This window comes from Methylobacterium sp. AC690 (genome assembly GCF_979256535.1).
The window spans coordinates 455,647-476,637 of sequence record NZ_CEEDOX010000001.1 but is presented as its reverse complement, the minus strand read 5'-3'; the positions used below and the strand labels follow the sequence as shown (position 1 = coordinate 476,637).

Genomic DNA, 20,991 nt, shown 5'->3' with positions numbered 1-20,991 from the left:
TCCCTTGTCCCCGCATCGATTCGAACGGTGCGAGGAGACGGGCTGACATGACGCTGCAAGGCAAACGCGCGCTGATCACGGGCGCGGATTCGGGCATCGGGCAGGCGACGGCCGAGCTGTTCGCCCGCCAGGGCGCCGACGTGGCGATCACCTACAACACCGACGCGGACGGTGCCCGCGAGACCGCGCGCCGGGTCGAGGCGGCGGGCCGCCGCTGCCTCGTGATCCAGAACGACGTCGGCGACCCGGCCTCGGTGGAGGCGACCTTCGCGCAGGTGGCCCAGGAGCTCGGCGTCCTCGACATCCTGGTGAACAATGCCGGCCAGGCCATGAGCGGCATGCCGGTGGCCGAGATGGACGACGGCAAGCTGGAGCAGATCCTGCGCGTCAACCTGATGGCCCCGGTCTTCTGCGCCCGGGCCTTCATCAAGGTTCGCCGGGCCCAGGGTGGGCGCGGCAAGATCGTCATCGTCTCCTCGGTGGCCCAGCACCTGCCCACCCCGGAGAGCGCCCCCTACGGCATGTCCAAGGCGGGCGTCGGCTCCCTCTGCCGCAGCCTGGCGCGGGAGCTGGCCGAGGACCGGATCAACGTCAACAACGTGGCACCCGGCCTGATCGAGACGCCGATGACCCGCGACCGCTTCGAGAACCCGGACAAGCTCGCCCAGTCCCTGGAGCGCATCCCGTGGCACCGGGCCGGCCAGCCGGACGAGATCGCCAAGGCGATCCTCTACCTCGCCTCGGACGATGCCGACTACGTCACCGGCCACACCCTGGTGGTCGATGGCGGCCTGACCATGCAGTGGGGCGGCGCCTGAGGCGCCCGGCGCGGCGGCCGGGCGCAGGCCACGCGGCGCGTCAGGCGGCCGCGATCGCGGCCGCACGGTCGCGATAGGTCCGGAGGGGGCGGCCCAGGAGCGCGGTGAGGCGCGCGACGTCGCCGGACTCCGGGACCATGCCGTCGGTGAGGAAGCGCTCGGCCATCAGGCGCATGTCGTAGGCCATCCAGCCCGGTATGAACGCCTGCAGGGTCCGCTCGAACCCGACGGTGTCGTCGCCGCCATAGGCGACCGGGCGGCCCAGCACCTCCGACCAGATCCTGGCCACCGCCTCGCCCGTCAGGGTCTCGGGGCCGACGACGTTGATCCGCTCGCACGGAATCGGACCCTCGGCCTGCGCGCGGCGCAGTAGCGCCAGGGCGGCCACCTCGGCGAGGTCGCGCTCGTCGACCATGGCGAGCCCCTTCGCGCCGATCGGCATCGGGTAGATGCCGTGCTGGAGGACGACGTCCTTGATCGTGTGCTCGTTGCTCATGAAGTAGGCGGGCCGCAGGATGGTGGCCTCGAAGCCCATCGCCTCGATCATCCGCTCGACCCCGAACTTGCCCGCGAAGTGCGGGACGTTCACGTAGACGTCGCTGTGGATCACCGACAGGTAGACCACCCGCCGGATCCCGGCCTCCCGGGCGACGTTGAGCGCGATCAGCGCCTGGGTAACTTCGTCCGCCGCCACCGCGTTGAGCAGGAACAGGGTGGAGGCGCCCGCGAAGGCGCGGCGCAGGGACTCCACGTCGAGCAGGTCGCCCGGGACGACGGCGACGCCGGCCGGGAGGGCGGCCTTGGCCGGGTCGCGCACCAGGGCGCGCATGTCGGCGCCCCGTCGAACGAGCTGGTCGACGACCGCGCGACCGATGGTGCCGGTGGCGCCTGTGACGAGGATGGTGCCTGTGGTGAGGATGGTGCCTGTCGTGCGGTTGGGCATGGGGATTCTCCGGGGTTGCCGTGGTGACCGTCCCAGAGATGTGTGATCCACACAGACGCCGAAAGTCGCTCAATCTAGACGGTCCGTCTCGCAGGTGGAACACTGGGTCGGGGAACACGGGGCGGGGGAACACAGGTGGCGGACCGCATGGATCTCCTCGCCCTCGCCGACTTCAATCTCGTCGCCCGCCACGGCGGGTTCGGGCGCGCCGCCCGGGCGGCCGGGCGGCCGGACGTCCGAAGGCGACCCTGTCGCGCCGGGTCTCGGAGCTGGAGGCCGCCCTCGACCTGCGCCTGTTCGAGCGCGGCGGCCGCACGCTGACGCTCACCGAGGAAGGGCGCGCCCTCCACGCGCGGACGGGGGTGTTGCTGGCCGAACTCGACGAGACCGCGGCGGCCATCGCCTCGGGCAGCGCGACGCCGCGCGGCCGCCTGCGGATCAGTGCGCCGCTCCTGTTCTCGCAGGTCGCCATGGGGAAGCTGGCGGCCGCGTTCGCGATGACCCACCCGGAGGTCCGGCTCGAAGTCACCACGGAGGACCGGGCCGTCGACATGGTCGAGGAGGGCTACGACCTCGCCATTCGGGTCGATCCGGAGGCCGATGCGAGCCTGGTCGGGCGCATCGTCCTGCGCGATCACCTGGTCGTCGTGGCGAGCCCGAACCTCGCCCGGCCGACCGGCGACCGGCCCGTGCCGGCCGTGGTGCGCGGCTCGGGCGGCGGCGATGCCTGGTCCGTGCGCACCCCCGGCGGACCGTCGCCCCTCGCCTTCGAGCCCGTGCTGCGCCTGTCGTCGCTCATCATGGTGCGCGATGCGATCCGGTCCGGCATCGGCGCGGGCCGGCTGCCGATCTCGCTGGTCAGCCGAGACTTGGCCGCCGGCACCCTGGTGCGGTGGGGCGACATCGACGGCCCCGACATCGCGCTCTGGGCGCTCTATCCCTCGCGCCGGCTGCTCAGCGCGCGGGTCGCGGCCTTCCTCGATCACCTGAAGCGGGCCTTTCCCCACGGCACGCCGGAGGAGCTGGCCGCCTATGTGGGGCCTGAGTCAGAGGTGTGAGGTCGGGGGCGTGAGGTCGCGGCGCGGCTGCCGCCGTGCCCGTCCGTGTATCGCCCGGCGACCGACCGGCCGCGCAGGGCCCGCCGCTGCGGACCCGGCTAGCGCGGGTTCTGCCAGGTGGTCGCGGCGGGCGCGGTGAGGACCGGGGTCAGGCTGCCGGTGGCGGCCGGGGCAGCGGGGCGGACCGGCGCGGCGCGCTCCTCGGCCACCCGCAGCTTGCGCGGGGCGACCGCGGCCCGCCGGGCGGCGCGCACCCGGCGACGGCGCGGGCGGGGGCTCTCGGAGGTGGCGCCGATATAGCCGCCGACGATGCCGCCCACGACCGCACCCACCGGTCCGCCGACCAGGGCGCCCGCCACCGCGCCGGTGCCCACGCCCACCGTGGTCTTGCTCGCGGCCATCGCGGCCTGCGGCGCCGCGAGGGCGCCGATGAGCAGCAGTGCGGAGGTCAATGCCTTCATGGTCCCCGTAACCCCTTGAATCCGGCTGCGGTCCCTGGCGGGGCACCGTGACCAAATCGGGGCCGCACCGTGCTGGGGCGCGGTTTCGGCCCCTCGACGCCGACGCCCGGCCGGGCCTGTGCTTTCCGCACATCAGTCGTCGCGGCCGGCGCCCGCGGTCCCGGTCGGGAGAAGGACGAGAAGATCGGAGAACGCCGGGCGCGCGCCGAGATCGGGCCCCGTGCAGGCCCGCTCCAGGTCGCGCCAGGGGCCGGATTCGAGGCCCGCAAGGGTGAGGAGTTCGCCCAGGAGCAGTCCCCAGGCCCGGACTTCGATCCGGCGCAGGGCCGCGCCGGCGGGGCCCTCGGGCAGGGTCGAGGCGGCGCCGAAATCGCTGACCACGGCGGCGCCGTCCGTGCCGTCCCACAGGATGTTGTGGCCGTAGAGGTCGCCGTGCAGGATCCGGCGGGCGTGGAGATGGGCGCAGGCCTCCGCCGCGCCCCGGGCGATGCGCAGGGCCACCGCCGGCGTCAGGGCGAGGCCGGGCGCGTAGACGTCGCGGCTGCAGCTCTCCAGGCTCGGGGGCCCGGCGAGCACCCGCCACGCCGCCGGCAGCAGCGGCATCAGCAGCCCCTCCGCCCCCGCCGGGTGATCGACGATGCGCCCCAGGGCGCCGGTGAGGTGCGGGTGCGCGCCGGCCGCGAGGCAGGCCGCCATCTCGCGCTCGGGCAGGCCGTCGCTGGTCATGGTGCCCTTGAACAGCTTCAGCGCGACGGCCTCGGCCGGGGCTCCGTCGCGGCGCCAGAGCGCCCGGTAGACGCGGCCCGAGGCGCCCTCGCCGAGGAGGTCGCCGGGTTCGAGCGCGTGCCAGGGCACGCCCGGCACGTCGCGGCACCCGGGCGCGTCGTCGACGGGATTGCCCGCGAACGAGGTCCAGGCCAGGGCCGGCAGGGCGGTCAGCCAGGGCGGCAGCGCCTCCAGGCGGTTGGCGGCCAGCCGCACCAGTTCGAGGTTCGGCGCTCCCGCCAGGCTCTCGGGCAGCGCCGCCAGGGCATTGCCCGAGAGCATGAGCTTCTGCAGCCGCGGGCGCTGCCCGAGGGCGTCCGGCAGGGTGGCGATCCGGTTGTCCGTGAGGGTGAGCCAGCGCAGGGCGGGGGGCAGGGCTTCGCCCGGCACCTCCACCAGCCCGGTGCCGCGAAAGCCGACCTGGCTCAGGGCCGGGCATTCCCCCAGGACCGGCGGCAGGCGGGTGAAGCGGCTGCCCGAGCAGAACAGCACGCGCAGGTGCCGCAGGCGGCCGAACTCCGCCGGCAGCGCCGCGAGGTGGCTGCCGCTGAGATCCAGCAGCTCGAGGGTGTCGGCGAGCCCGAAGATCTCGGGCGGGAATTCGGCGAGGCCGGGGGGGAAGCGCAGGGCCCGGGCCCCGGCGCAGTCGCCCCGGCGCAGGGCCGTCAGCAGGTCCTGGGTCATGTCGGGGATGCGGGGAGGGGGAGCCGGATCATGCCCCCGGTTCTAGCGCGGGCGCGGGGCCGGGCGCACGGCTTTTCGCGCGCAGGGCCGCGGCCCGGCCGGCACCGGCGCGCGGATGGGCGGCGTCGAAGGCCTCCATCAGGCGGGCGGCGTCGATCTTGGTGTAGAGCTGCGTCGTGGCGAGCGAGGCGTGGCCGAGCAGCTCCTGGATCGCCCGCAGCTCGCCCTGGCGCGCCAGGAGGTGGGTGGCGAAGGAGTGGCGCAGGGCGTGCGGCGTCGCGCTCGGGGGCAGGCCGAGCCCGCCGCGCATCGCCGCCACGGCGTACTGGATGACCCGCGGCGAGAGCGGGCCGCCCTTGGCGCCGACGAAGAGCGGGCCGTCCGGCGCCAGGGCGTAGGGGCAGGCCGCGACATAGGCCGCCACCGCCGCGGCGACCACCGGCAGCACCGGCACCATCCGCATCTTGCCGCCCTTGCCCAGCACCGTGACGGCGTCGACCCCCGGCACCGGTGCGTCCCGGGCGGTCAGCCCGAGGGCTTCCGAGATGCGCAGGCCCGAGCCGTAGAGCAGGGCCAGCACGGCCGCGTCGCGGGCCAGGATCCAGGGCTCGCGGGTCTCGCCGGCCCGCAGCTCCGGCCCGGTCATCGCCCGGGCGGCGTCGATGGGGATCGGGCGCGGCAGGCGCCGCTCCACCTTGGGCGAGCGCACGGCGCCCAGAGCCGCCACGGTGCCGTGGCCCTGGCGCTCGAGGTGGCGGGCGAAGGAGCGCAGGCCCGCCAGCGCCCGCATCAGCGAGCGTCCGCCGACCCCGTCCGCCCGGCGCGCGGCCATGAAGGCGCGCACGTCCCGGGGCTTGAGGGCGACGAGCTGGGCGATGCCGGGGCGGCCGTGCCGCCCGGCGCGATGGGCCAGGAACTGGCGCAGGTCCCTTGCATAGGCCTCGACGGTGTTGGGCGAGAGGCGGCGCTCGCGGGCGAGCTCGTCCTGCCAGGCCCGGGCCTCGGCGAGCAGGCCCGCATCCCCCGGAAACGCCAGGGCGTCGGCGGGCGGGGAGGACGGGTCGGGTGCGGAGGAGGCCATCCCGCCACTGAAGCCCGAGAGGCGTTGACGCTCCGTTGCCGAAGGGCCGCGCGGGCGGGGCGATACGGACCGCCCGGGAGACCGGGCGGGCGATCGCACGGCGCTACGCCGCTCCCCGCAAGGCCTCCGGTGCCGGCTCCGCGATCGCCCCGGATCGCAGGACGGTGGCCAGCAGACTGCCCATCTCGGCGAGGGGGCGAGGCTTGCTGAAAAGGTAGCCCTGCAGCTCGTCGCAGCCCTCGACGCGCAGCATCTCCCTCTGCTCGTTCGTCTCGACACCCTCCGCGAGGACTTTGATGTTGAGCGCTCGACCCAGACCGATGACCGCGCGGATGATCTCGATACTGCCTTCGTCCTTCGCCATGCCCTGGACGAAGGAGCGATCGATCTTGATCTTGTCGAAGGGAAACAGGCGAAGGTAGCTCAGGGACGAGTACCCCGTCCCGAAGTCGTCCATCGAGATCCGGATGCCACGGGCGCGCATCGTGTGCAGGGTGTCGAGCGTGGCCTCACCGTCCTGCATCAGCACGGACTCGGTGATTTCGAGCTCCAGCCGCTGGGCGGCGAGACCGGAGGCATCGAGGGCGCTCCAGACATGGTCGAGAAGGGTGCTTCGGGTGAACTGGACCGGCGAGAGATTCACCGCGACCCTGAGCTCCGGCGCCCAGCCCATGGCATCCGTACACGCCTGCTTCAGCACCCAGGCGCCGATCTCGTGGATGAGGCCGATTTCCTCGGCGATCGGGATGAAGGCGGCCGGTGGCACCATCCCCCGCACGGGATGTTTCCAGCGCAGGAGCGCCTCGAAGCCCACCAGGCCGCCCGCACCCGCCTCGAGGAGGGGCTGATAGAAGACCTCGAATTGCTGCTTGGCGAGCCCCGCGCGAAGATCGCGCTCCAAGGCCAGGCGCGCGAGGCGCTCGCCATCCATCTCCGGGCTGAACAGCTCCCAGGTTCCACGCTGGCGGACTTTGGCGCGGTAGAGCGCGATGTCGGCGTTGTGCAGCAGCGTCTCCGCGCTTTCTTCGGCATCGGTCGTCAGCGCGATGCCGATGCTGGCGCCCACGTGAACGGTCCGGCCCTCCAGCTCGAAGGGGTGCTGCAGGGTGGCGATCAGCTGCTCCGCGAGGGCCGCGGCGTGTTCCGGTCGTTCGCCGCCGCAGGCGACGACGGCAAACTCGTCGCCGCTGAGCCGCGCCGCGAAGATCGACGCGCCGGCGGCGGCCGAGAGCCTTTTTCCGACGCCCTTGAGCAGCGCGTCGCCGCAGGCATGACCGAAGCTGTCGTTCACGGCTTTGAAGCCGTCCAGATCGAGGTACAGCAGCGCGACGGCGCCGGGCCGATGGCTCCGCTCCAGGACCTGTCGGAGATGCTTGCCGAACATCAGCCGGTTCGGAAGTCCGGTGAGCAGATCGCGCTCGGCCAGGAACAAGGCGTGCCGGCGCTCGTCGTCGAGTTCGCGGGTCCGCTCGGTGACGCGCTGCTCCAGGTTCGCGTTCAGCTGCGCCAGGGAGCGGTTCAGCTCATGAAGCGCCAGGCTCTTGCTCTCCAGCAAGGTCTCCGCCTGCTCCCGGGCACTCGTCTGACGCGCGAGGCGTCGTTCCAGGCGTCGGACTTGGTCGAGCAGGACCGCCGTCGGCGCGTCGGTGGCGAGGGACATGTCAGGAGTCCAGGAGGGTGATCGTGATGCGCGTGTAGGCGCCGCGGGCGTTGGTTGCGGGCTCGCACACCATGTGGACCGGCTGCCGGACGTGAGCGGCCGCGCCCTTGATCACGCCGACGGCGAGCGCCGACAGCGGCTTGCAGCTGTAATAGCCCAGGGTGAGCTGACGTTCGGTCCGCTGCTCCGACAGGAAAGAGGGAAGCTCAGCGTCTGGATAGAGCTTCCGCACCTCCGTTTCGTGGAAGTCGTCGATGCCCTCGAGGATGTCGAACAGCCCGCGCTGCTGCGTGAAGAAGTGCGGAGCGTAGTTGACCCAGCGCTCGAAGCAGTGGGTGCCAAAGGCGTCGAGGGTGTCTGGCAGCGATTTGCCCGTGGCGCGCGTCAGCGCCACCAGCAGCGCTACCGCCTCCTGGAAGGGATAGCTTCCGATGCTGGTATAGCCGCCATCATGCGGCAGCTGGGCGGCCTCGATGATGTCGTCCACCATGTTGGCGCCATGCAGGGCCTCGACATGGCGGAACAACTCCGTGAAGACCAAGCCCTTCATATGCCTAACCCGTTTTGACGTTCTCGTTTCCGCTGTGCATAGACGCGAGACTCTTAACGTCGTGTATTGACGGTATTCGTCGCGGCCCTTGGCAATTTCGGCGCCGGCGAAAGCGTCGTTAATAAATTGAGATCGGGTTCAGTCGGGTGACGACGCGGCGCGTATCCCGGGTCAATGCTGCATATCCACCGGCATGCGCCGCCGCGACGTCCCGGAACCCCGTGTCTCGGCGCAGCGCCAAGCCCCGCCAAGCCCCGCCGACCCTCGTCGAGGCCTCAGCGCCAGCGGCACGCCCCGGACGGAAACGAACGGGCCGAAAGCCCCCCTTCCCCGACGGACAGGCCCGGGCCCGGCTCCTCTCCGAAGCGACGCCCCGCAGCGCCTCCGGGCCGCACGGAGGCTGGCGGCGCTGGGTCCGGAGCGCGCGCCGCTCCCGGGCCTTCATCCCCGCCCCATCCGCGCCGCCAGAAATTCCCAGATCCGCGCCTCGGCCCGGCGGGATTCCGGCAAGCCGAGGAGGGGGTAGACGTGCATCAGGCCGGGCTCCTCGTGATAGGCGAGGGGGACCTCCTCCGCCCGGGCGAGGGCGGCGAGGCGGCGGGCATCGGCCACCAGGATGTCGTGGGTGCCGCAGACGAGTGCGATCGGCGGCAGGCCCCGCAGGGTGCCGAAGAGGGGGCTGACCCGCTCGTCCGTGGGGTCCCAGGCACCCGCGTACCAGCGCCCGAGGGTCCGCACGCCCGGGCGCATCAGCATCACGTCCCGGGGTTCGATCCGGGCCTGGGACGGGTCCGAGGTGGTGACGTCGAGCCAGGGCGCGATCAGCACGAGGCCGGCGGGGCCGGGGAGACCGGCGGGGCCGGCCTCACGGACCTGCATCGCCAGGGACAGGGCGAGGCCGCCTCCGGCGGAATCGCCCATCAGGACGATCGGCGCCTCGGGGTCGGCCTCGGCGCAGGCCCGGTAGACCGCCATCACGAAGGCGCTCGCCTGCGCGCAGGCATGCTCCGGCGTCAGCGGGTAGAGCGGCACCGTGACGGTGAGGCCCGTGGCCGAGACCAGCCGGGCGATGAAGCGCCAGTGGATGCGGGTGATCGGGCTCGTATAGGCGCCCCCGTGCAGGTAGATCACCCGGCCCGCGCGGGCTCCCGGGCTGGGGCCCCCCGTGCGCGGCGCCCGTGCCCCCGTGCGCGGCGCCGGTGCCCCCGTGCGCGGCGCGAGGGTGTAGACCTCGAAGCCGTCGCGGGTCTCCCAGGTCACCGCCAGGGTCCGGCGCATGGCCGGCGTCGGCCGGGCCGGGCGCGGGCGCCGGGCCACCGCCGCCTCGGGGTCGCGGTCCGCCTCGGCGAGGTCGCGCCGTCGCCCGGTGAGGCGGATCGCCAGGGCCAGCAGGCGCGCGGCGAGGCTGGTCACAGCCGGGCCGCGATGGTGTCGCCCACCCGCAGGGCGTTGGCGATGATCGTCAGGGTCGGGTTCACGGCCCCGATCGAGGGGAAGAAGCTCGCATCGGTGACGTAGAGGTTGTCGAGGCCGTGGGCCCGGCAGTCGAGGTCGAGCACGGAGGTGGCCGGGTCCGCGCCGAAGCGCAGCGTCCCGGCCTGGTGCGCGGTGCCGCCGATGGGCGTGTCCTTGCCGAGGTAGAGCGAGCGGTCGAACAGGTGCGGGTGCACGTCGAGCTTGCCGCAGAGGTCGCGCAGCTTCGCCTTGAGGCGGAGATGCCCCTCCATGTTGCTCTCGGTGAGGTCGAGGCGGACCCGTCCGCCTTCGTAGAAGATCCGGTTCTCCGGCCGGGGCAGGTCTTCCGAGGTCAGCCAGAAGTCGAGGGAATGCTTCGCGATCCAGTCGAAGGGCTTCTCGGGAAACCATTGCAGGAAGCCCGGCAGGCCCTCGCCGTGGATCTGCGTGCCGTCGGACTTGCCGACCATCTGGATGTGGCCCAGCGGGAAGTCCCAGTCGTCCGAGCCGAAGTAGAAGTCGTTCAGCCCGAGGGTCTTCTGGAACTTCGTCGGGTTCGGGGTGCGCGAGACCGCCAGCACGGTGGCGTTGTTGTGGCGCATGTAGTTGCGCCCGACCTGGCCGGAGGCGTTGGCGAGCCCCTGCGGGTGCGCGTCGTTGGCCGAGCGCAGCATCAGCAGCGCCGAGGAGAGGGCGCCGCAGGCGACCACCACGACGTCGCCCGTCACCGTGCGGCGCTGCCCCGCGCGCACGAGCTCGACCCCGGTGATCGCACGTCCGCTCGGGCTGGTGAGGAGGCGCTCCACGTAGGCGCCGGTCCAGAGGGTCAGGTTCGGGTACTGGGCGAGCGCCGGGTCGACGCAGATGATCTGCGCATCGGCCTTGCCGTTGGTCAGGCAGGGATAGCCGTCGAAGGCGTCGCAGCGGATGCAGGCCGAGTGCGGCAGGGCCTGGCCGTCGCGCTCGTCGAGCAGCACGCCCACCGGCAGGTGGAAGGGCCGGTGGCCCTCGCGCTTCAGCCCGTCGAAGAGTTCCTGGATGCGCGGCTCGTGGGAGACCGGCGGGTAGGCGTAGGGCTTGGCCGCCGGGGGCTCGGTGGGGTCCTCGCCGCGCAGGCCGTGCACGTGGAAGAGCTCCTCCGCGGCCTGGTAGTAGGGCGCGAAGGTATCGTACTTCACCGGCCATTCGGGCGCGTCGCCGTCGGGGTGGTGCACCACGTCGAAGTCTTGGATTCGCAGGCGCAGCAGCACCGAGCCGTAGACCTTGCTGTTGCCGCCCACGTAGTAGTGCAGGCCGGGGTGGAAGCTGCGCCCGTCGGCGCCGTACCAGGTCTCGGGCGCCTGGTAGCGCGCATCCACGAACACGGCCTGGCTGTCCCAGTTCTCGCGCTCGCGCGGCAGGTAGCCGCCGCGCTCCAGCAGCAGCACGCGCTTGCCGGTCTGGGCGAGGCGCCAGGCCATGGTGCCGCCGCCGGGGCCCGAGCCCACGATGACCACGTCGTAATGCTCGTCGCTCATGGGTGTCCTTCGCTCATGGGGAGGCCTTCCGCTCATGGGGTCCTTCGCGGGGCTGAGCCTCGGGCGGATCGGGCCATCGATGCCAGCGCCGTGCCGGCCCGCCGGCGGGGTCGCGCCGACGTGAGGCATCCGACGCTTCGAACGTTTGAACCGGGGCGCGGGTGCCGCGTTCAACCGCCGATGGCATCACGTTCGCTTGGGGACGCCGGCGCTCGGAGCCGGCGTCCGCCCCGGGGCGTCGTCGCCGTCGCCGGGGCCGTCCCGGCATCGCCCGGGGTCCACGCGCGCCCCCGTCACAGGTCTGGACCGCTGCTTGCTCACCCTCAGCCTCGTCGTCGCCTTCGCGGTCCGGCTCCTCCTGGTGCTGCTGTTCCTGCCCTTCAGCGCCCTGGACAAGGTCCTGAACTTCCGGGGCGCGGTGGGCCAGGCCCGCGAGCGGGTTTCCAGCACCGGCCTCGCCCGCGCGCTCATCCTCGCCGGGCTCTTCGTCGAGGTGGTGATGTCGGCGGGCATCCTCACCGGCATCGCCGACCGGGCGGCGGCCTTCGTGCTCGCCGGCTATTGCGGCGTCACCGCCCTCCTGTGGAAGCAGTTCTGGCGCCCGGGCGATTTCTGGGCCGGCAGCGACAGCAAGGGCCGGGGCCTGTTCTGGGATTTCCTGAAGAACTTCGCCCTGGCCGGCGGGTTTCTGCTCATCACCTTCGGCACCGGGGCGGACACCGTGCGGCTCTTCCTCGCCGATCCGCTGGCCTCGTCGCAGCCCTACCGCACCACCCCCGTCTCCGAGCCCGCCCGGGCGATTCCCTGAGAGATCCTGGAGGAAGTCCATGAGCGACGCGACCGCCCCCGAGAAGCCCCGCGTGCCGTACTGGCACCTCTGGACCGACGCGGAGGGCGTCAGCCACCAGACCCGCTGCGCGCTGACCGATTTCGACATGAAGTCGATGCAGCCGCCCGCCGACCCGCAATGGCAGGGCAGCAAGACCCATGACGGCGCCACCGTGATGGTCACGGTGCAGCCGGTGGGCTGGACCGGCGCCTGGCACGAGAACCCGAAGCCGCAATGGATCATCCCGCTCTCCGGCCGCTGGTTCGTGGAATCCATGGACGGCACCCGGGTCGAGATGGGACCCGGCGAGATCTCCTTCGGGGAGGACCAGAACACCAAGGCCGTCGACGGGCGCCAGGGGCATCTCTCCGGCACCGTCGGGCCTGAGCCCGCCGTGCTGATGGTGGTGCAGTTCGATCGCCCCCCGACCGTCGCCACCCCGTGCCGGTTCCGGTAGCCCCGTGGCGTCCAGGCTCCAAAACCCGGGCTTCGAGGTCGTCGATCCGCGCTTTGCGGGGTACATGCTCGGCAATGCCGAACTCGAGGAGCTCGCCACGGGCTTCCGCTGGATCGAGGGGCCGGTCTGGTTCGGGGATGGCGACTGCCTGCTGTTCCAGGACCTGCCCCGCAACCGCACCATGCGCTGGAGCGAGGCCGAGGGCCTGTCGGTCTACCGGTCGCCCTCGCACTTCGCCAACGGCCAAACCCGCGACCGCCAGGGCCGCCTGATCGCCTGCTCGCACCGGAACCGCTGCTTGACCCGGACCGAGTACGACGGCGCCGTCACCACCCTGGTCACCCACCATGCCGGGCGCCGCCTCAACGCCCCCAACGACGTGGTGGTGGCCTCCGACGGCGGGATCTGGTTCACCGACCCGGTCTACGGCATCGCCAACGACTACGAGGGCGGCCGCCAGACCTCCGAGCAGCCGCCGGCACTCTACCGCCTGGATCCGGGCTCGGGCGAGGTCCGCGCCATGGCCACCGATTTCGACGGCCCGAACGGGCTCGCCTTCTCCCCCGACGAGCGCCGGCTCTACGTGGCCGAGACCGGCGACCAGAGCCGGCCGAACCCGCGCCAGGTCATCCGCGTCTTCGACGTCGGGCCGGACTTCGCCCTCTCGGGCGGCAGGGACTTCCACACCATCTCGCCGGGCTACTGCGACGGGATGCGGGTCGACGAGGACGGCAACGTCTGGAGCAGCGCCGCCGACGGCGTCCACTGCATCGACCCGGCCGGCCACCTCTTGGGCAAGATCTTCGTGCCCCACCGGGTCTCGAACCTCACCTTCGGCGGCCGGATGAAGAACCGCCTGTTCATCGGCGGCTCGCACACCCTCTACGCGATCTTCCTCAACCGGCGCGGCGCGCAGACGCCGTGAGCGCCGATCCGCTCCGCCTCAGCCGCATCCGCCTGGTCAGTGCCGATCCCGAGGCCCTGGCGGTGTTCTTCACCACGGCACTCGGGTTTTCCCGCGTGACCTCGACACGACCTCTGGTCGACCAGCGAACCACTTCGGGTGAAACGCGCGTGTCCCTCCGGCTCGGCGCGCAGGCCGTCGACCTCGTGGGATTCGCCCGGGCGGGCCGGCCCTATCCCGACGCTGTGCCGGGCTGGAGCCCCCTGTTCCAGCACATCGCCCTCGTGGTCTCGGACATGGCCGCCGCCTATGCACGCCTCGTCGCCTGCCCGGGCTGGCGCCCGATCTCCACGGCCGGGCCGGAGCGCCTGCCCGCGGCCTCGGGCGGGGTGACCGCCTTCAAGTTCCGCGACCCCGAAGGGCATCCCCTTGAATTCCTTGCGTTTCCTCCCGGTGGTATACCCGAGGCCTGGCGCCGGGCGGGGCCGGATCCCTGCCTCGGCATCGACCACTCGGCGCTGTCGGTGGCGGAGACCGCGGCCAGCCTCGCCTTCTACGCCGGTCTCGGCTTCTCGGTGGCGTCGCGCTCCACCAATGTCGGCCCGGCGCAGGCCCGCCTCGATGGCGTGCCCGACCCGCACGTCACCGTGACGGGCCTGAGCCCGCCGGGAGCCCCGACGCCGCACGTCGAACTCCTTGCTTATGCAGGCGAATTTCCCCGGGGCGGGTACGTCTGCGGTGACCACGACATCGCCGCCACCGTGCTGGTCTTCGCCGGCGCCGAGGGCGCGCCCCGCCGGCTCCGCGACCCCGACGGCCATCGGCTCTGGCTGACCTGAGACCCGCGCCCGGAACAGCCCGCCCCGCGGGTCCGGTTGGCGAACCCGACGCCGTCGCGCGCGCTAGCTGGACCGCTGTCCCGCCTGCGTGGTGATCCAAGCCAGCGCGGCCGTCAGATCGAGGAAAGGCGCAGGCCTCGGATAACCAAGGTTGCCGAAACCCACCTCGAGGAACCAGTGTCCGGCCTCCGCGCCGTGGTCTGCCGAGAGTTGGATCAGGATCGCCACGAGGAGGCCCTCGGCCATGACCAGCTGGCCTTCCTCATCGCTGCTCTCTGTCCGGATCCGGACGGGCTGGAGGCTCAGAGTCATGGGCCGGGTGGCCTCTTCTGATGCAAGTAGGCGGGATCGAATTCCGCACGGTTCGTGAGCGCATCCCAGTCGTGGATGACGAGGCGCTGCCCCTGGAGGGTCAGCAGCCCCTGACCGCGCAACTCCTGCAGCACACGGTTGACGTGAACGTTCGAGACGCCGATCGCGTCGGCGATGTCACCCTGGGTGAGGGGCATCTCGCAGCCGAAGTCCCGCGCCAGTCCCATGGCGTGCAGCTTCAGGTAGATCTCGCAGAACAGGTGGGTGATCCGGCCGAGCGTCGAGCGCCGTCCGATATTGGTCATCCACTCCCGGAAGATCGCCGCATCCACGAGGGTATCCCGCCAAAGGGCGGCCGTGATGCCGGGATGATTGCGGGTGAGGTCGAGCATCGCCTCGTGCGGGATGAAGGCCAGGGTGCAGGCCGTCAGGGTGCTGAGGCTATGGTCCATCACCGGCAGGTGCAGGCTCTGCAGATCGGGGATGTCGCCCGGGATGTGAACCGACAGGATCTGGCGCTTGCCCTCGTCGAGGAGCTTGTAGCGGAAGGCCCACCCTTCGAGCAGGAGGCAGCACTGCTTGGGATGGTCGCCGTCGCGCACGATGTCCTGATGAGCGCTCAATTGACGGCGCGTGACCGGCAGGCGTTCGATCGCCTGACGCTCGACGTCCGAGACGGTAATGATCGTCTCCAGTTTTCGAATGAGCAGGCTAAGATCGGTGCCGGCGGCAAGGCTCATTGCGAAAGTGCCTTTCTCGGGCAGGTTTGGCGTGGGCAGAAATGACGCATCGGAACTCCGTGAATCGGCCGGTCCGCGTAATCCTTACCTCTTAACATGGAAGCAGGACGGGGAGGTGCGCGCCTTGGCTGAGTCTGCCCGCCTGGATCGACCCCCGCGTCCTGCGAGGAGGTCAGTTCCCCAATGGGCCTGCATTAACAATGCGGAAACGTACGCATTAACAAATGGCAGTGACAGAGCCGCCTCTACGGGGCAGTCTAGAATTATCACGCGGATGTGAATTGGTTTTTGGCCAATGGAAGTGATCCCCGATCTTATCGGAGAACGGGGCCGGAGCATGGAAAACCTCCGACAGGACTTGGTACGCAACCATCTCCTGGCGGCAATGAAGCCCGGTGATTTCGCTCGCCTCCAGCCCGATCTCGTCCGGGTTCGGACGCACCTGGATCAGACTCTCATCGTCCCGAACGAACCGGTGCTGCGGGCGTATTTTCCCGAAACTGGCTATGCCTCGGTCGTTGCTGGCACGGATCGGAGCCGGATCGAAGTCGGCGTCATCGGACCCGAGGGGCTGATCGGCGCTACGCCGGTCCTGCTGGGAAGCGACCGCACCCCACACCGAACCTTCGTCCAGGTCCCGGGGGAAATGCTGACGATCGACACCGCCCGTCTCGGGGCCGCAGTGGAGGCGTCGTTCTCGCTCCGCACGTGCCTGCTCCGCTTCGTTCAGACCCATCTTATCCAGATCGGCCAAACCGCCTATGGGCATGCGACGCTGCCCCTTCAAATCCGGCTGGCCCGTTGGATTCTCATGTCGCATGACCGGGTGGGCGGGGATGAGATGCCCGTCACTCACGCGTTTCTGGCCCAGACCCTGGGATCCCAACGTTCCGGCGCGACCCTCAGTGTGCAGGCGCTCGAGGCACGGCGACTGATCACGGCCCGGCGCGGTCGGATCACGGTTCGGGATCGCAAGGCACTCGAGGCGCTCGCCGCCAGCAGCTACGGACTGCCCGAGGACGAATATCATCGGCTCATTCCGCAGGGGCCAGACCCAGAGCGCGGCGCAGGAATCTGACCCACTGTGTCCCCTCGGATGTGCGTGGCCCTTCCGGGTCCCAAAGGTGGGGTTTGGGGGCGGCTGTGGAGGCTCGAGCCGTCCCGCCCCTATCGGAGCGCTGAACTTCCGAAGAAGCTCTTCGATCGGAAGATGTAGAATCTGTTTCCTCACTCACCGGAATCATCCATGATTGCATCGCGCCGGGTAATGTCCACGGGATGAATCCTGAAATTCCGAGCTAACCCAGGCGCCTTCAGTCGCATATTCAGCATCTCGGTCTGATGGGCAGGATTCAAGAGCTTCTAAGTTCCTATGGGAGGACCGGACTCTTCCCGAAATTCAGCTGTTACTGATGGCGAAGTCCAATGCAAATTCTTTGAATTCTGTCAATCCGACGTTTAATGATGATGAATATTATCATAGTATCGATAAAATATAGAAAAATTGCCATATAGTCTGTCGATGGTGAGTTCGAGCAATCTCGGGCTAGGACACGACCCGCATGCGGTTTGTCGTGAGAAATCCCTGTGGACTTGGTCGACCACGCCACCGTACAACTATTCCAAAGACGGAGCCGCCGCCGCGGACATCTGGCGGAGCACGACTCACGACTGGGCAACACGGCAGGAAACGCATGATCCGTTTGAATGTGAACGGCGCCATCCGAGAGGTCGAGGCTGAGCCCGATACGCCGCTCCTATGGGTCATCCGCGAGCAGGCCGGCCTCACCGGCACCAAGTACGGCTGCGGCATTGCGCAGTGCGGCGCCTGCACGGTGCATATCGACGGCACGGCGGTGCGCTCCTGTTCGATGCCGGTCTCCAGCGTCACGCCTGACCAGAAAATCATGACGATCGAGGGCCTGTCCAAGGATCGCTCGCACCCAGTGCAGAAGGCATGGGCCGAACTCGACGTGCCGCAATGCGGCTTCTGTCAGTCCGGAATGATCATGGCGTCGGCGGCGCTGCTGGCGCAGAACCCGCACCCGAGCGAGGCGCAGATCCGATCCGAGATCACAAACATCTGCCGCTGCGGCACCTACAACCGCGTCTTGGCCGGCATCAAGCTCGCCGCCGATGGCGGCCAGGCCGGTTAAGGAGAGAGCCATGAACGCCCTCGCGAACAAGCCTTCTCGACGTGCCTTCGTGGCCGGCGCGGTTGCCGCCGCCGGAGGCCTCAGCCTCGGATTCCATGTGCCCTTCCCCGGGGCCACCGCGCAGGGGGCTCCGCCGACTCTGGCGCCCGAGGTCAATGCCTGGGTGGTGATCAAGCCGGACGAGACCGTGGTGATCCGCATCGCTCGATCCGAGATGGGCCAGGGCACTCTCACGGGCCTCGCCCAGCTCGTCGCCGAGGAACTCGGCTGCGACTGGAGCAAGGTCGTCACCGAGTATCCTACGCCGGGCCAGAACGTCGCCCGCGGCCGGGTCTGGGGTGATTTCGGCACTGGTGGCAGCCGCGGCATTCGCGAGTCCCAGGACTACGTCCGCAAAGGGGGAGCCGCCGCCCGCATCATGCTGGTCGAAGCGGCGGCCCAGGGTTGGGGCGTCGCTCCCTCGGAGTGCCGGGTCGAGAAGGGCGTGATCAGCCATGCCGGCTCCGGCCGCACCACCACCTTCGGTGCGGTGGCGATGGCGGCGGCCAAGGTGACGCCCCCCAAGGACATCATCCTCAAGGATCCTCAGGACTGGACCATCGCCGGTAAGCCAGTGAAGCGCCTGGATACCGTCGAGAAGACCGACGGCAGCCAAGTCTACGGCATCGACCTCAACATGCCCGGCCTGCTGAACGCGGCGATCCGCGACTGCCCCGTCTTCGGCGGTACCGTGAAGAGTTTCGACGCCAAGGCCGTCGAAGGCATGCCCGGGGTCAAGAAGGTCGTCGCGGTGGGCGATTCTGGCGTGGCAGTCATCGCCGACACGTTCTGGCGTGCCAAGACCGCTGTGGAGGCCCTGCCGATCATCTGGGATGAGGGGCCGAACGGGCTGGTTTCCAGCGAGACCATCGCGGCAACCCTGCGCGAGGGCCTCGAGGCCGAGGACGCCTATGTGGGCAACAAGGGCGGCGACGTCGCGGCCGCCCTGAAGGGCGCGGCCCGGGTCGTGGAGGCGACCTACGGCGTGCCGTTCCAGAACCACGCCACCATGGAGCCGATGAACGCTACGGTGCGCTGGACTCCGGAGCGCTGCGAGGCCTGGGCACCGACCCAGAACGGAGAGGCGGCGCTCGCCGCCGTGGCCGAGGCCGCCGGCCTCTCGGCGAAACAGTGCGACGTCTACAAGCTCCTGCTCGGCGGCGGCTTCGGCCGGCGTGGTGCGACCCACGACTGGCTGCGTCAGGCCGTCCTCATCGCAAAGGAGATGCCCGGGACGCCGATCAAGCTGATCTGGACCCGCGAGGAGGACATGACCCACGGGCGCTACCACCCGATCACCCAGTGTCGGATGCGCGCCGGGCTGGACGAAGCCGGCAATGTCACCGGGCTGCACATGCGCATCTCGGGGCAGTCGATCCTGGTCTCGGTGGCGCCAAACCGGATGGTGGACGGCAAGGATCCGGTGGTGTTCCAGGGGCTCAACGCCGGGGGCGCGGAGGCTGCGATCGGCTACGCGATCCCGAACATCCTGGTCGACCACGCCATGCGCAACCCGCACATCCCGCCGGGCTTCTGGCGCGGCGTGAACATGAACCCGAATGCCATCTATCTCGAATGCTTCATGGACGAGCTTGCTCACGCGGCCGGACAGGATCCCTTGGCCTTCCGGCTGAAGCTGATGGAGAAGCACCCGAAGCATCGGGCGGTGCTGCAGGCGGTGGCGGACAAGGCCGGCTGGGGCTCGAAGCCTCCCGCTGGCGTCCACCGGGGCCTCGCCCAGATGATGGGGTTCGGCTCCTACGTGGCAGCGGTGGCCGAGGTCTCCGTCGACGACGACGGGACGGTCAAGGTCCACCGCATCGTCGCGGCCACCGATCCGGGCCATGCCCTCAATCCGCAGCAGATCGACGCCCAGATCGCGGGCTCTTTCGTCTATGGCCTGTCCGCAGCCCTTTACCAGGAATGCACCGTCAAGGATGGTCGCATCGAGCAGACGAATTTCGACACCTACCCGGTGATGCGGCTCCAGGAAATGCCGGTGGTCGAGACGATCGTGATGCCGTCGGGCGGCTTCTGGGGCGGGGTCGGCGAGCCCACCATCGCGGTGGCAGCCCCCGCTGTGTTGAATGCCATCTATGCGGCCACCGGCAAGCGCGTGCGCCAGATGCCGGTGAAGAACACGGACCTGCGCCGGGCGTGATGCGCTTGGCTGTGGTCTCGGCCTGGTTGCTTGCTGGACCGGTCGGGCTTGCCCTGGCGACGGAGCGCCCGCCGCCGGGGGCGTCCTCCTGCGCCGGGTGTCACGTTGAGGGGGCCGCGATGGGGGCGCTCGACGGTCGTCCGGCGGCCGAGATCGCGGCGGCGTTGGCCGAGTATCGTTCGGGTGTGCGCCCCGCGAGCGTGATGAGTCGCATCGCCAAGGGGTTCTCCGAGGAGGAATCCCGGGCGATCGCCGCCTACCTGTCGCAGCAGCGTCCGCCCGGTCCCGAGCCGAGCCAGGAGCGACCATGAGCCCGACCCGCCGCGCGCTCCTCGCCACTGGGGCAGCCTTCGCTTGGGCGCGGCCGGCCCTGGCTCGGGCCGCAGCGAAGGTCGTGGTGATCGGCGGCGGCTTCGGTGGCGCCACCGCCGCGCGCGCGCTCCACTCGGGCGGCCTCGATGTGACCCTGGTCGAGGTGAATTCGATCTACGTCTCCTGTCCGTTCAGCAACGAAGTCATCGCGGGGCTCCAGCCAATGGCGGCCCAGCGGTTCGGCTACGAGGGCCTCGCCCGTGCCGGCATCCGCCTCGTACACGCCGCTGCCATCGGCATCGACGCGGATGCCCGACGGGTGACGCTCTCAGACGGGACTGCTCTCGCCTATGACCGTCTCGTGCTCTCGCCGGGGATCGATCTGCGCTTCGACGCCATTCCTGGCTACGACGCGGCGGCGGCCGAGCGCATGCCCCATGCCTGGAAGGCGGGCGAGCAGACGCTGCTCCTCGCCAGGCAACTCGCCGCGATGCCCGAGGGCGGTACCGTGGTGCTGGCGGTGCCGGGCAATCCCTATCGCTGCCCGCCCGGCCCGTACGAGCGGGCGAGCCTGATCGCCCATGTGCTCAAGACCACCAAGCCCCGCGCGAAGCTGATCCTCCTCGACGCCAAGGACACGTTCTCGAAACAGCGCCTGTTCCAGTCGGCCTGGAAGGCACTCTACCCGACGCAACTCGAATACGTCCCTCTGGCAGAGGGCGGACAGGTCAGTGCCGTCGACCCGGGCGCCATGATCGTCCGTACCGACTTCTCGGACTACAAGGCGGACGTGGCGTGCATCATCCCGCCCCAGCGGGCGGGGCGGATCGCCGCCGTCGCTGGCGTCGCCGATCGCAGCGGCTGGTGCCCGATCGATCCCGTGACCTTCGAATCCCGGCTGGTGCCCGGCATCCATGTCATCGGCGACGCGGCCATCGCCGGGGCGATGCCGAAATCCGCGTTCTCGGCCAACGCCCAGGCCAAGGTCTGCGCCGATGCGGTGATCGACCTCCTGGCCGGGCGCGCGCCCGGGACGCCGAAGCTGATCAACACCTGCTACAGCCTGGTGGCGCCCGGCTACGGCATTTCGATCGCGGGCGTCTACCACCCGGCGGGTGGCGTCCTCGCCGACGTGGAGGGCGCCGGCGGCATCAGCCCCGTCGACGCGCCGATGGCCCTGCGCGAGCAGGAAGCCCTCTACGCTGCCGACTGGTACCGCACGATCACCCGGCAGGTCTTCGGGTGAGGCG

At 70.4% G+C, this 20,991-nt stretch carries 20 protein-coding genes and 1 pseudogene; 11 read left to right on the top strand and 10 right to left on the bottom strand.

The window, feature by feature from the left end; all coding sequences use genetic code 11:
• The first annotated feature begins 47 nt into the window (after nucleotides 1–47).
• Nucleotides 48–818, top strand: a complete 771-nt coding sequence (locus AC0IY1_RS02325; RefSeq protein WP_055946983.1) for an SDR family NAD(P)-dependent oxidoreductase — start codon at nucleotides 48–50, stop codon at nucleotides 816–818.
• A 40-nt stretch (nucleotides 819–858) separates the two neighbouring features.
• On the opposite strand, the gene AC0IY1_RS02320 is transcribed toward AC0IY1_RS02325, so the two are convergent.
• Nucleotides 859–1,761, bottom strand: coding sequence for an NmrA family NAD(P)-binding protein (locus AC0IY1_RS02320; protein ID WP_471767368.1), 903 nt, complete (start codon nucleotides 1,759–1,761; stop codon nucleotides 859–861).
• Nucleotides 1,762–1,908: 147 nt separating this feature from the next.
• Here AC0IY1_RS02320 and AC0IY1_RS02315 point away from each other — a divergent pair.
• Nucleotides 1,909–2,819: pseudogene (locus tag AC0IY1_RS02315) on the top strand (LysR family transcriptional regulator).
• Between the two features lie 98 nt (nucleotides 2,820–2,917).
• Here AC0IY1_RS02315 and AC0IY1_RS02310 read toward each other — a convergent pair.
• The 7 genes from AC0IY1_RS02310 to AC0IY1_RS02280 all read right to left on the bottom strand — a co-directional run bounded on the left by AC0IY1_RS02310 (nucleotide 2,918) and on the right by AC0IY1_RS02280 (nucleotide 10,992).
• A complete protein-coding gene (locus AC0IY1_RS02310; RefSeq protein WP_181017218.1) occupies nucleotides 2,918–3,280 on the bottom strand; it encodes a hypothetical protein in 363 nt (120 codons plus the stop codon).
• A 132-nt stretch (nucleotides 3,281–3,412) separates the two neighbouring features.
• Complete coding sequence (locus AC0IY1_RS02305) at nucleotides 3,413–4,729, bottom strand: leucine-rich repeat-containing protein kinase family protein (RefSeq protein WP_471767366.1); 1,317 nt, start codon at nucleotides 4,727–4,729, stop codon at nucleotides 3,413–3,415.
• 28 nt (nucleotides 4,730–4,757) lie between these two features.
• Nucleotides 4,758–5,810: a tyrosine recombinase XerC gene (locus AC0IY1_RS02300; protein ID WP_471767365.1), complete on the bottom strand. Its 1,053-nt coding sequence runs from the start codon at nucleotides 5,808–5,810 to the stop codon at nucleotides 4,758–4,760.
• A gap of 103 nt (nucleotides 5,811–5,913) precedes the next feature.
• Entirely contained in the window at nucleotides 5,914–7,470 is a 1,557-nt protein-coding gene (locus AC0IY1_RS02295; protein WP_471767364.1) for a putative bifunctional diguanylate cyclase/phosphodiesterase, read from the bottom strand.
• Between the two features lies 1 nt (nucleotide 7,471).
• Nucleotides 7,472–8,020: a heme NO-binding domain-containing protein gene (locus tag AC0IY1_RS02290; RefSeq protein WP_471767362.1), complete on the bottom strand. Its 549-nt coding sequence runs from the start codon at nucleotides 8,018–8,020 to the stop codon at nucleotides 7,472–7,474.
• A 441-nt stretch (nucleotides 8,021–8,461) separates the two neighbouring features.
• Nucleotides 8,462–9,433: an alpha/beta hydrolase fold domain-containing protein gene (locus AC0IY1_RS02285; protein ID WP_471767361.1), complete on the bottom strand. Its 972-nt coding sequence runs from the start codon at nucleotides 9,431–9,433 to the stop codon at nucleotides 8,462–8,464.
• Nucleotides 9,430–10,992, bottom strand: coding sequence for a GMC family oxidoreductase (locus tag AC0IY1_RS02280; protein ID WP_471767359.1), 1,563 nt, complete (start codon nucleotides 10,990–10,992; stop codon nucleotides 9,430–9,432). The genes AC0IY1_RS02285 and AC0IY1_RS02280 overlap by 4 nt, the downstream gene beginning before the upstream one ends.
• A 313-nt stretch (nucleotides 10,993–11,305) precedes the next feature.
• On the opposite strand from AC0IY1_RS02280, the gene AC0IY1_RS02275 reads away from it, so the two are divergent.
• The 4 genes from AC0IY1_RS02275 to AC0IY1_RS02260 all read left to right on the top strand — a co-directional run bounded on the left by AC0IY1_RS02275 (nucleotide 11,306) and on the right by AC0IY1_RS02260 (nucleotide 14,021).
• Nucleotides 11,306–11,800 carry a DoxX family membrane protein gene (locus AC0IY1_RS02275; protein WP_055947001.1) on the top strand — a complete coding sequence of 165 codons (495 nt, stop codon included), beginning with the start codon at nucleotides 11,306–11,308 and terminating at the stop codon, nucleotides 11,798–11,800.
• A gap of 19 nt (nucleotides 11,801–11,819) precedes the next feature.
• The gene (locus AC0IY1_RS02270; protein WP_055947003.1) at nucleotides 11,820–12,278 is read left to right on the top strand and encodes a cupin domain-containing protein; all 459 of its coding nucleotides are present in this window, start codon (nucleotides 11,820–11,822) and stop codon (nucleotides 12,276–12,278) included.
• A 64-nt stretch (nucleotides 12,279–12,342) separates the two neighbouring features.
• On the top strand, nucleotides 12,343–13,203 hold the full coding sequence (locus AC0IY1_RS02265) for an SMP-30/gluconolactonase/LRE family protein (protein ID WP_471767421.1): 861 nt from the start codon (nucleotides 12,343–12,345) through the stop codon (nucleotides 13,201–13,203).
• Nucleotides 13,200–14,021, top strand: a complete 822-nt coding sequence (locus AC0IY1_RS02260; RefSeq protein WP_471767357.1) for a VOC family protein — start codon at nucleotides 13,200–13,202, stop codon at nucleotides 14,019–14,021. The genes AC0IY1_RS02265 and AC0IY1_RS02260 overlap by 4 nt, the downstream gene beginning before the upstream one ends.
• Before the next feature lie 63 nt (nucleotides 14,022–14,084).
• Here the strand turns inward: AC0IY1_RS02260 and AC0IY1_RS02255 are convergent, their stop codons facing one another.
• Together AC0IY1_RS02255 and AC0IY1_RS02250 are read right to left on the bottom strand one after the other, a co-directional pair.
• Nucleotides 14,085–14,333 carry a hypothetical protein gene (locus AC0IY1_RS02255; protein WP_471767356.1) on the bottom strand — a complete coding sequence of 83 codons (249 nt, stop codon included), beginning with the start codon at nucleotides 14,331–14,333 and terminating at the stop codon, nucleotides 14,085–14,087.
• Nucleotides 14,330–15,073 carry a Crp/Fnr family transcriptional regulator gene (locus AC0IY1_RS02250; protein ID WP_055947008.1) on the bottom strand — a complete coding sequence of 248 codons (744 nt, stop codon included), beginning with the start codon at nucleotides 15,071–15,073 and terminating at the stop codon, nucleotides 14,330–14,332. The genes AC0IY1_RS02255 and AC0IY1_RS02250 overlap by 4 nt, the downstream gene beginning before the upstream one ends.
• 295 nt (nucleotides 15,074–15,368) lie before the next feature.
• Here AC0IY1_RS02250 and AC0IY1_RS02245 point away from each other — a divergent pair, with 295 nt between their 5' ends.
• From AC0IY1_RS02245 to AC0IY1_RS02225, 5 genes are all read left to right on the top strand, one after another.
• On the top strand, nucleotides 15,369–16,151 hold the full coding sequence (locus tag AC0IY1_RS02245; RefSeq protein WP_471767355.1) for a Crp/Fnr family transcriptional regulator: 783 nt from the start codon (nucleotides 15,369–15,371) through the stop codon (nucleotides 16,149–16,151).
• A gap of 616 nt (nucleotides 16,152–16,767) precedes the next feature.
• Nucleotides 16,768–17,229: a (2Fe-2S)-binding protein gene (locus tag AC0IY1_RS02240; protein WP_471767352.1), complete on the top strand. Its 462-nt coding sequence runs from the start codon at nucleotides 16,768–16,770 to the stop codon at nucleotides 17,227–17,229.
• A gap of 10 nt (nucleotides 17,230–17,239) precedes the next feature.
• A complete protein-coding gene (locus AC0IY1_RS02235) occupies nucleotides 17,240–19,429 on the top strand; it encodes a xanthine dehydrogenase family protein molybdopterin-binding subunit (protein WP_471767350.1) in 2,190 nt (729 codons plus the stop codon).
• Nucleotides 19,429–19,740, top strand: a complete 312-nt coding sequence (locus tag AC0IY1_RS02230) for a c-type cytochrome (protein WP_471767418.1) — start codon at nucleotides 19,429–19,431, stop codon at nucleotides 19,738–19,740. Before AC0IY1_RS02235 ends, AC0IY1_RS02230 begins: the two co-directional genes overlap by 1 nt.
• Entirely contained in the window at nucleotides 19,737–20,987 is a 1,251-nt protein-coding gene (locus AC0IY1_RS02225; protein WP_471767349.1) for an FCSD flavin-binding domain-containing protein, read from the top strand. Before AC0IY1_RS02230 ends, AC0IY1_RS02225 begins: the two co-directional genes overlap by 4 nt.
• The last annotated feature ends 4 nt before the right edge of the window (nucleotides 20,988–20,991 follow it).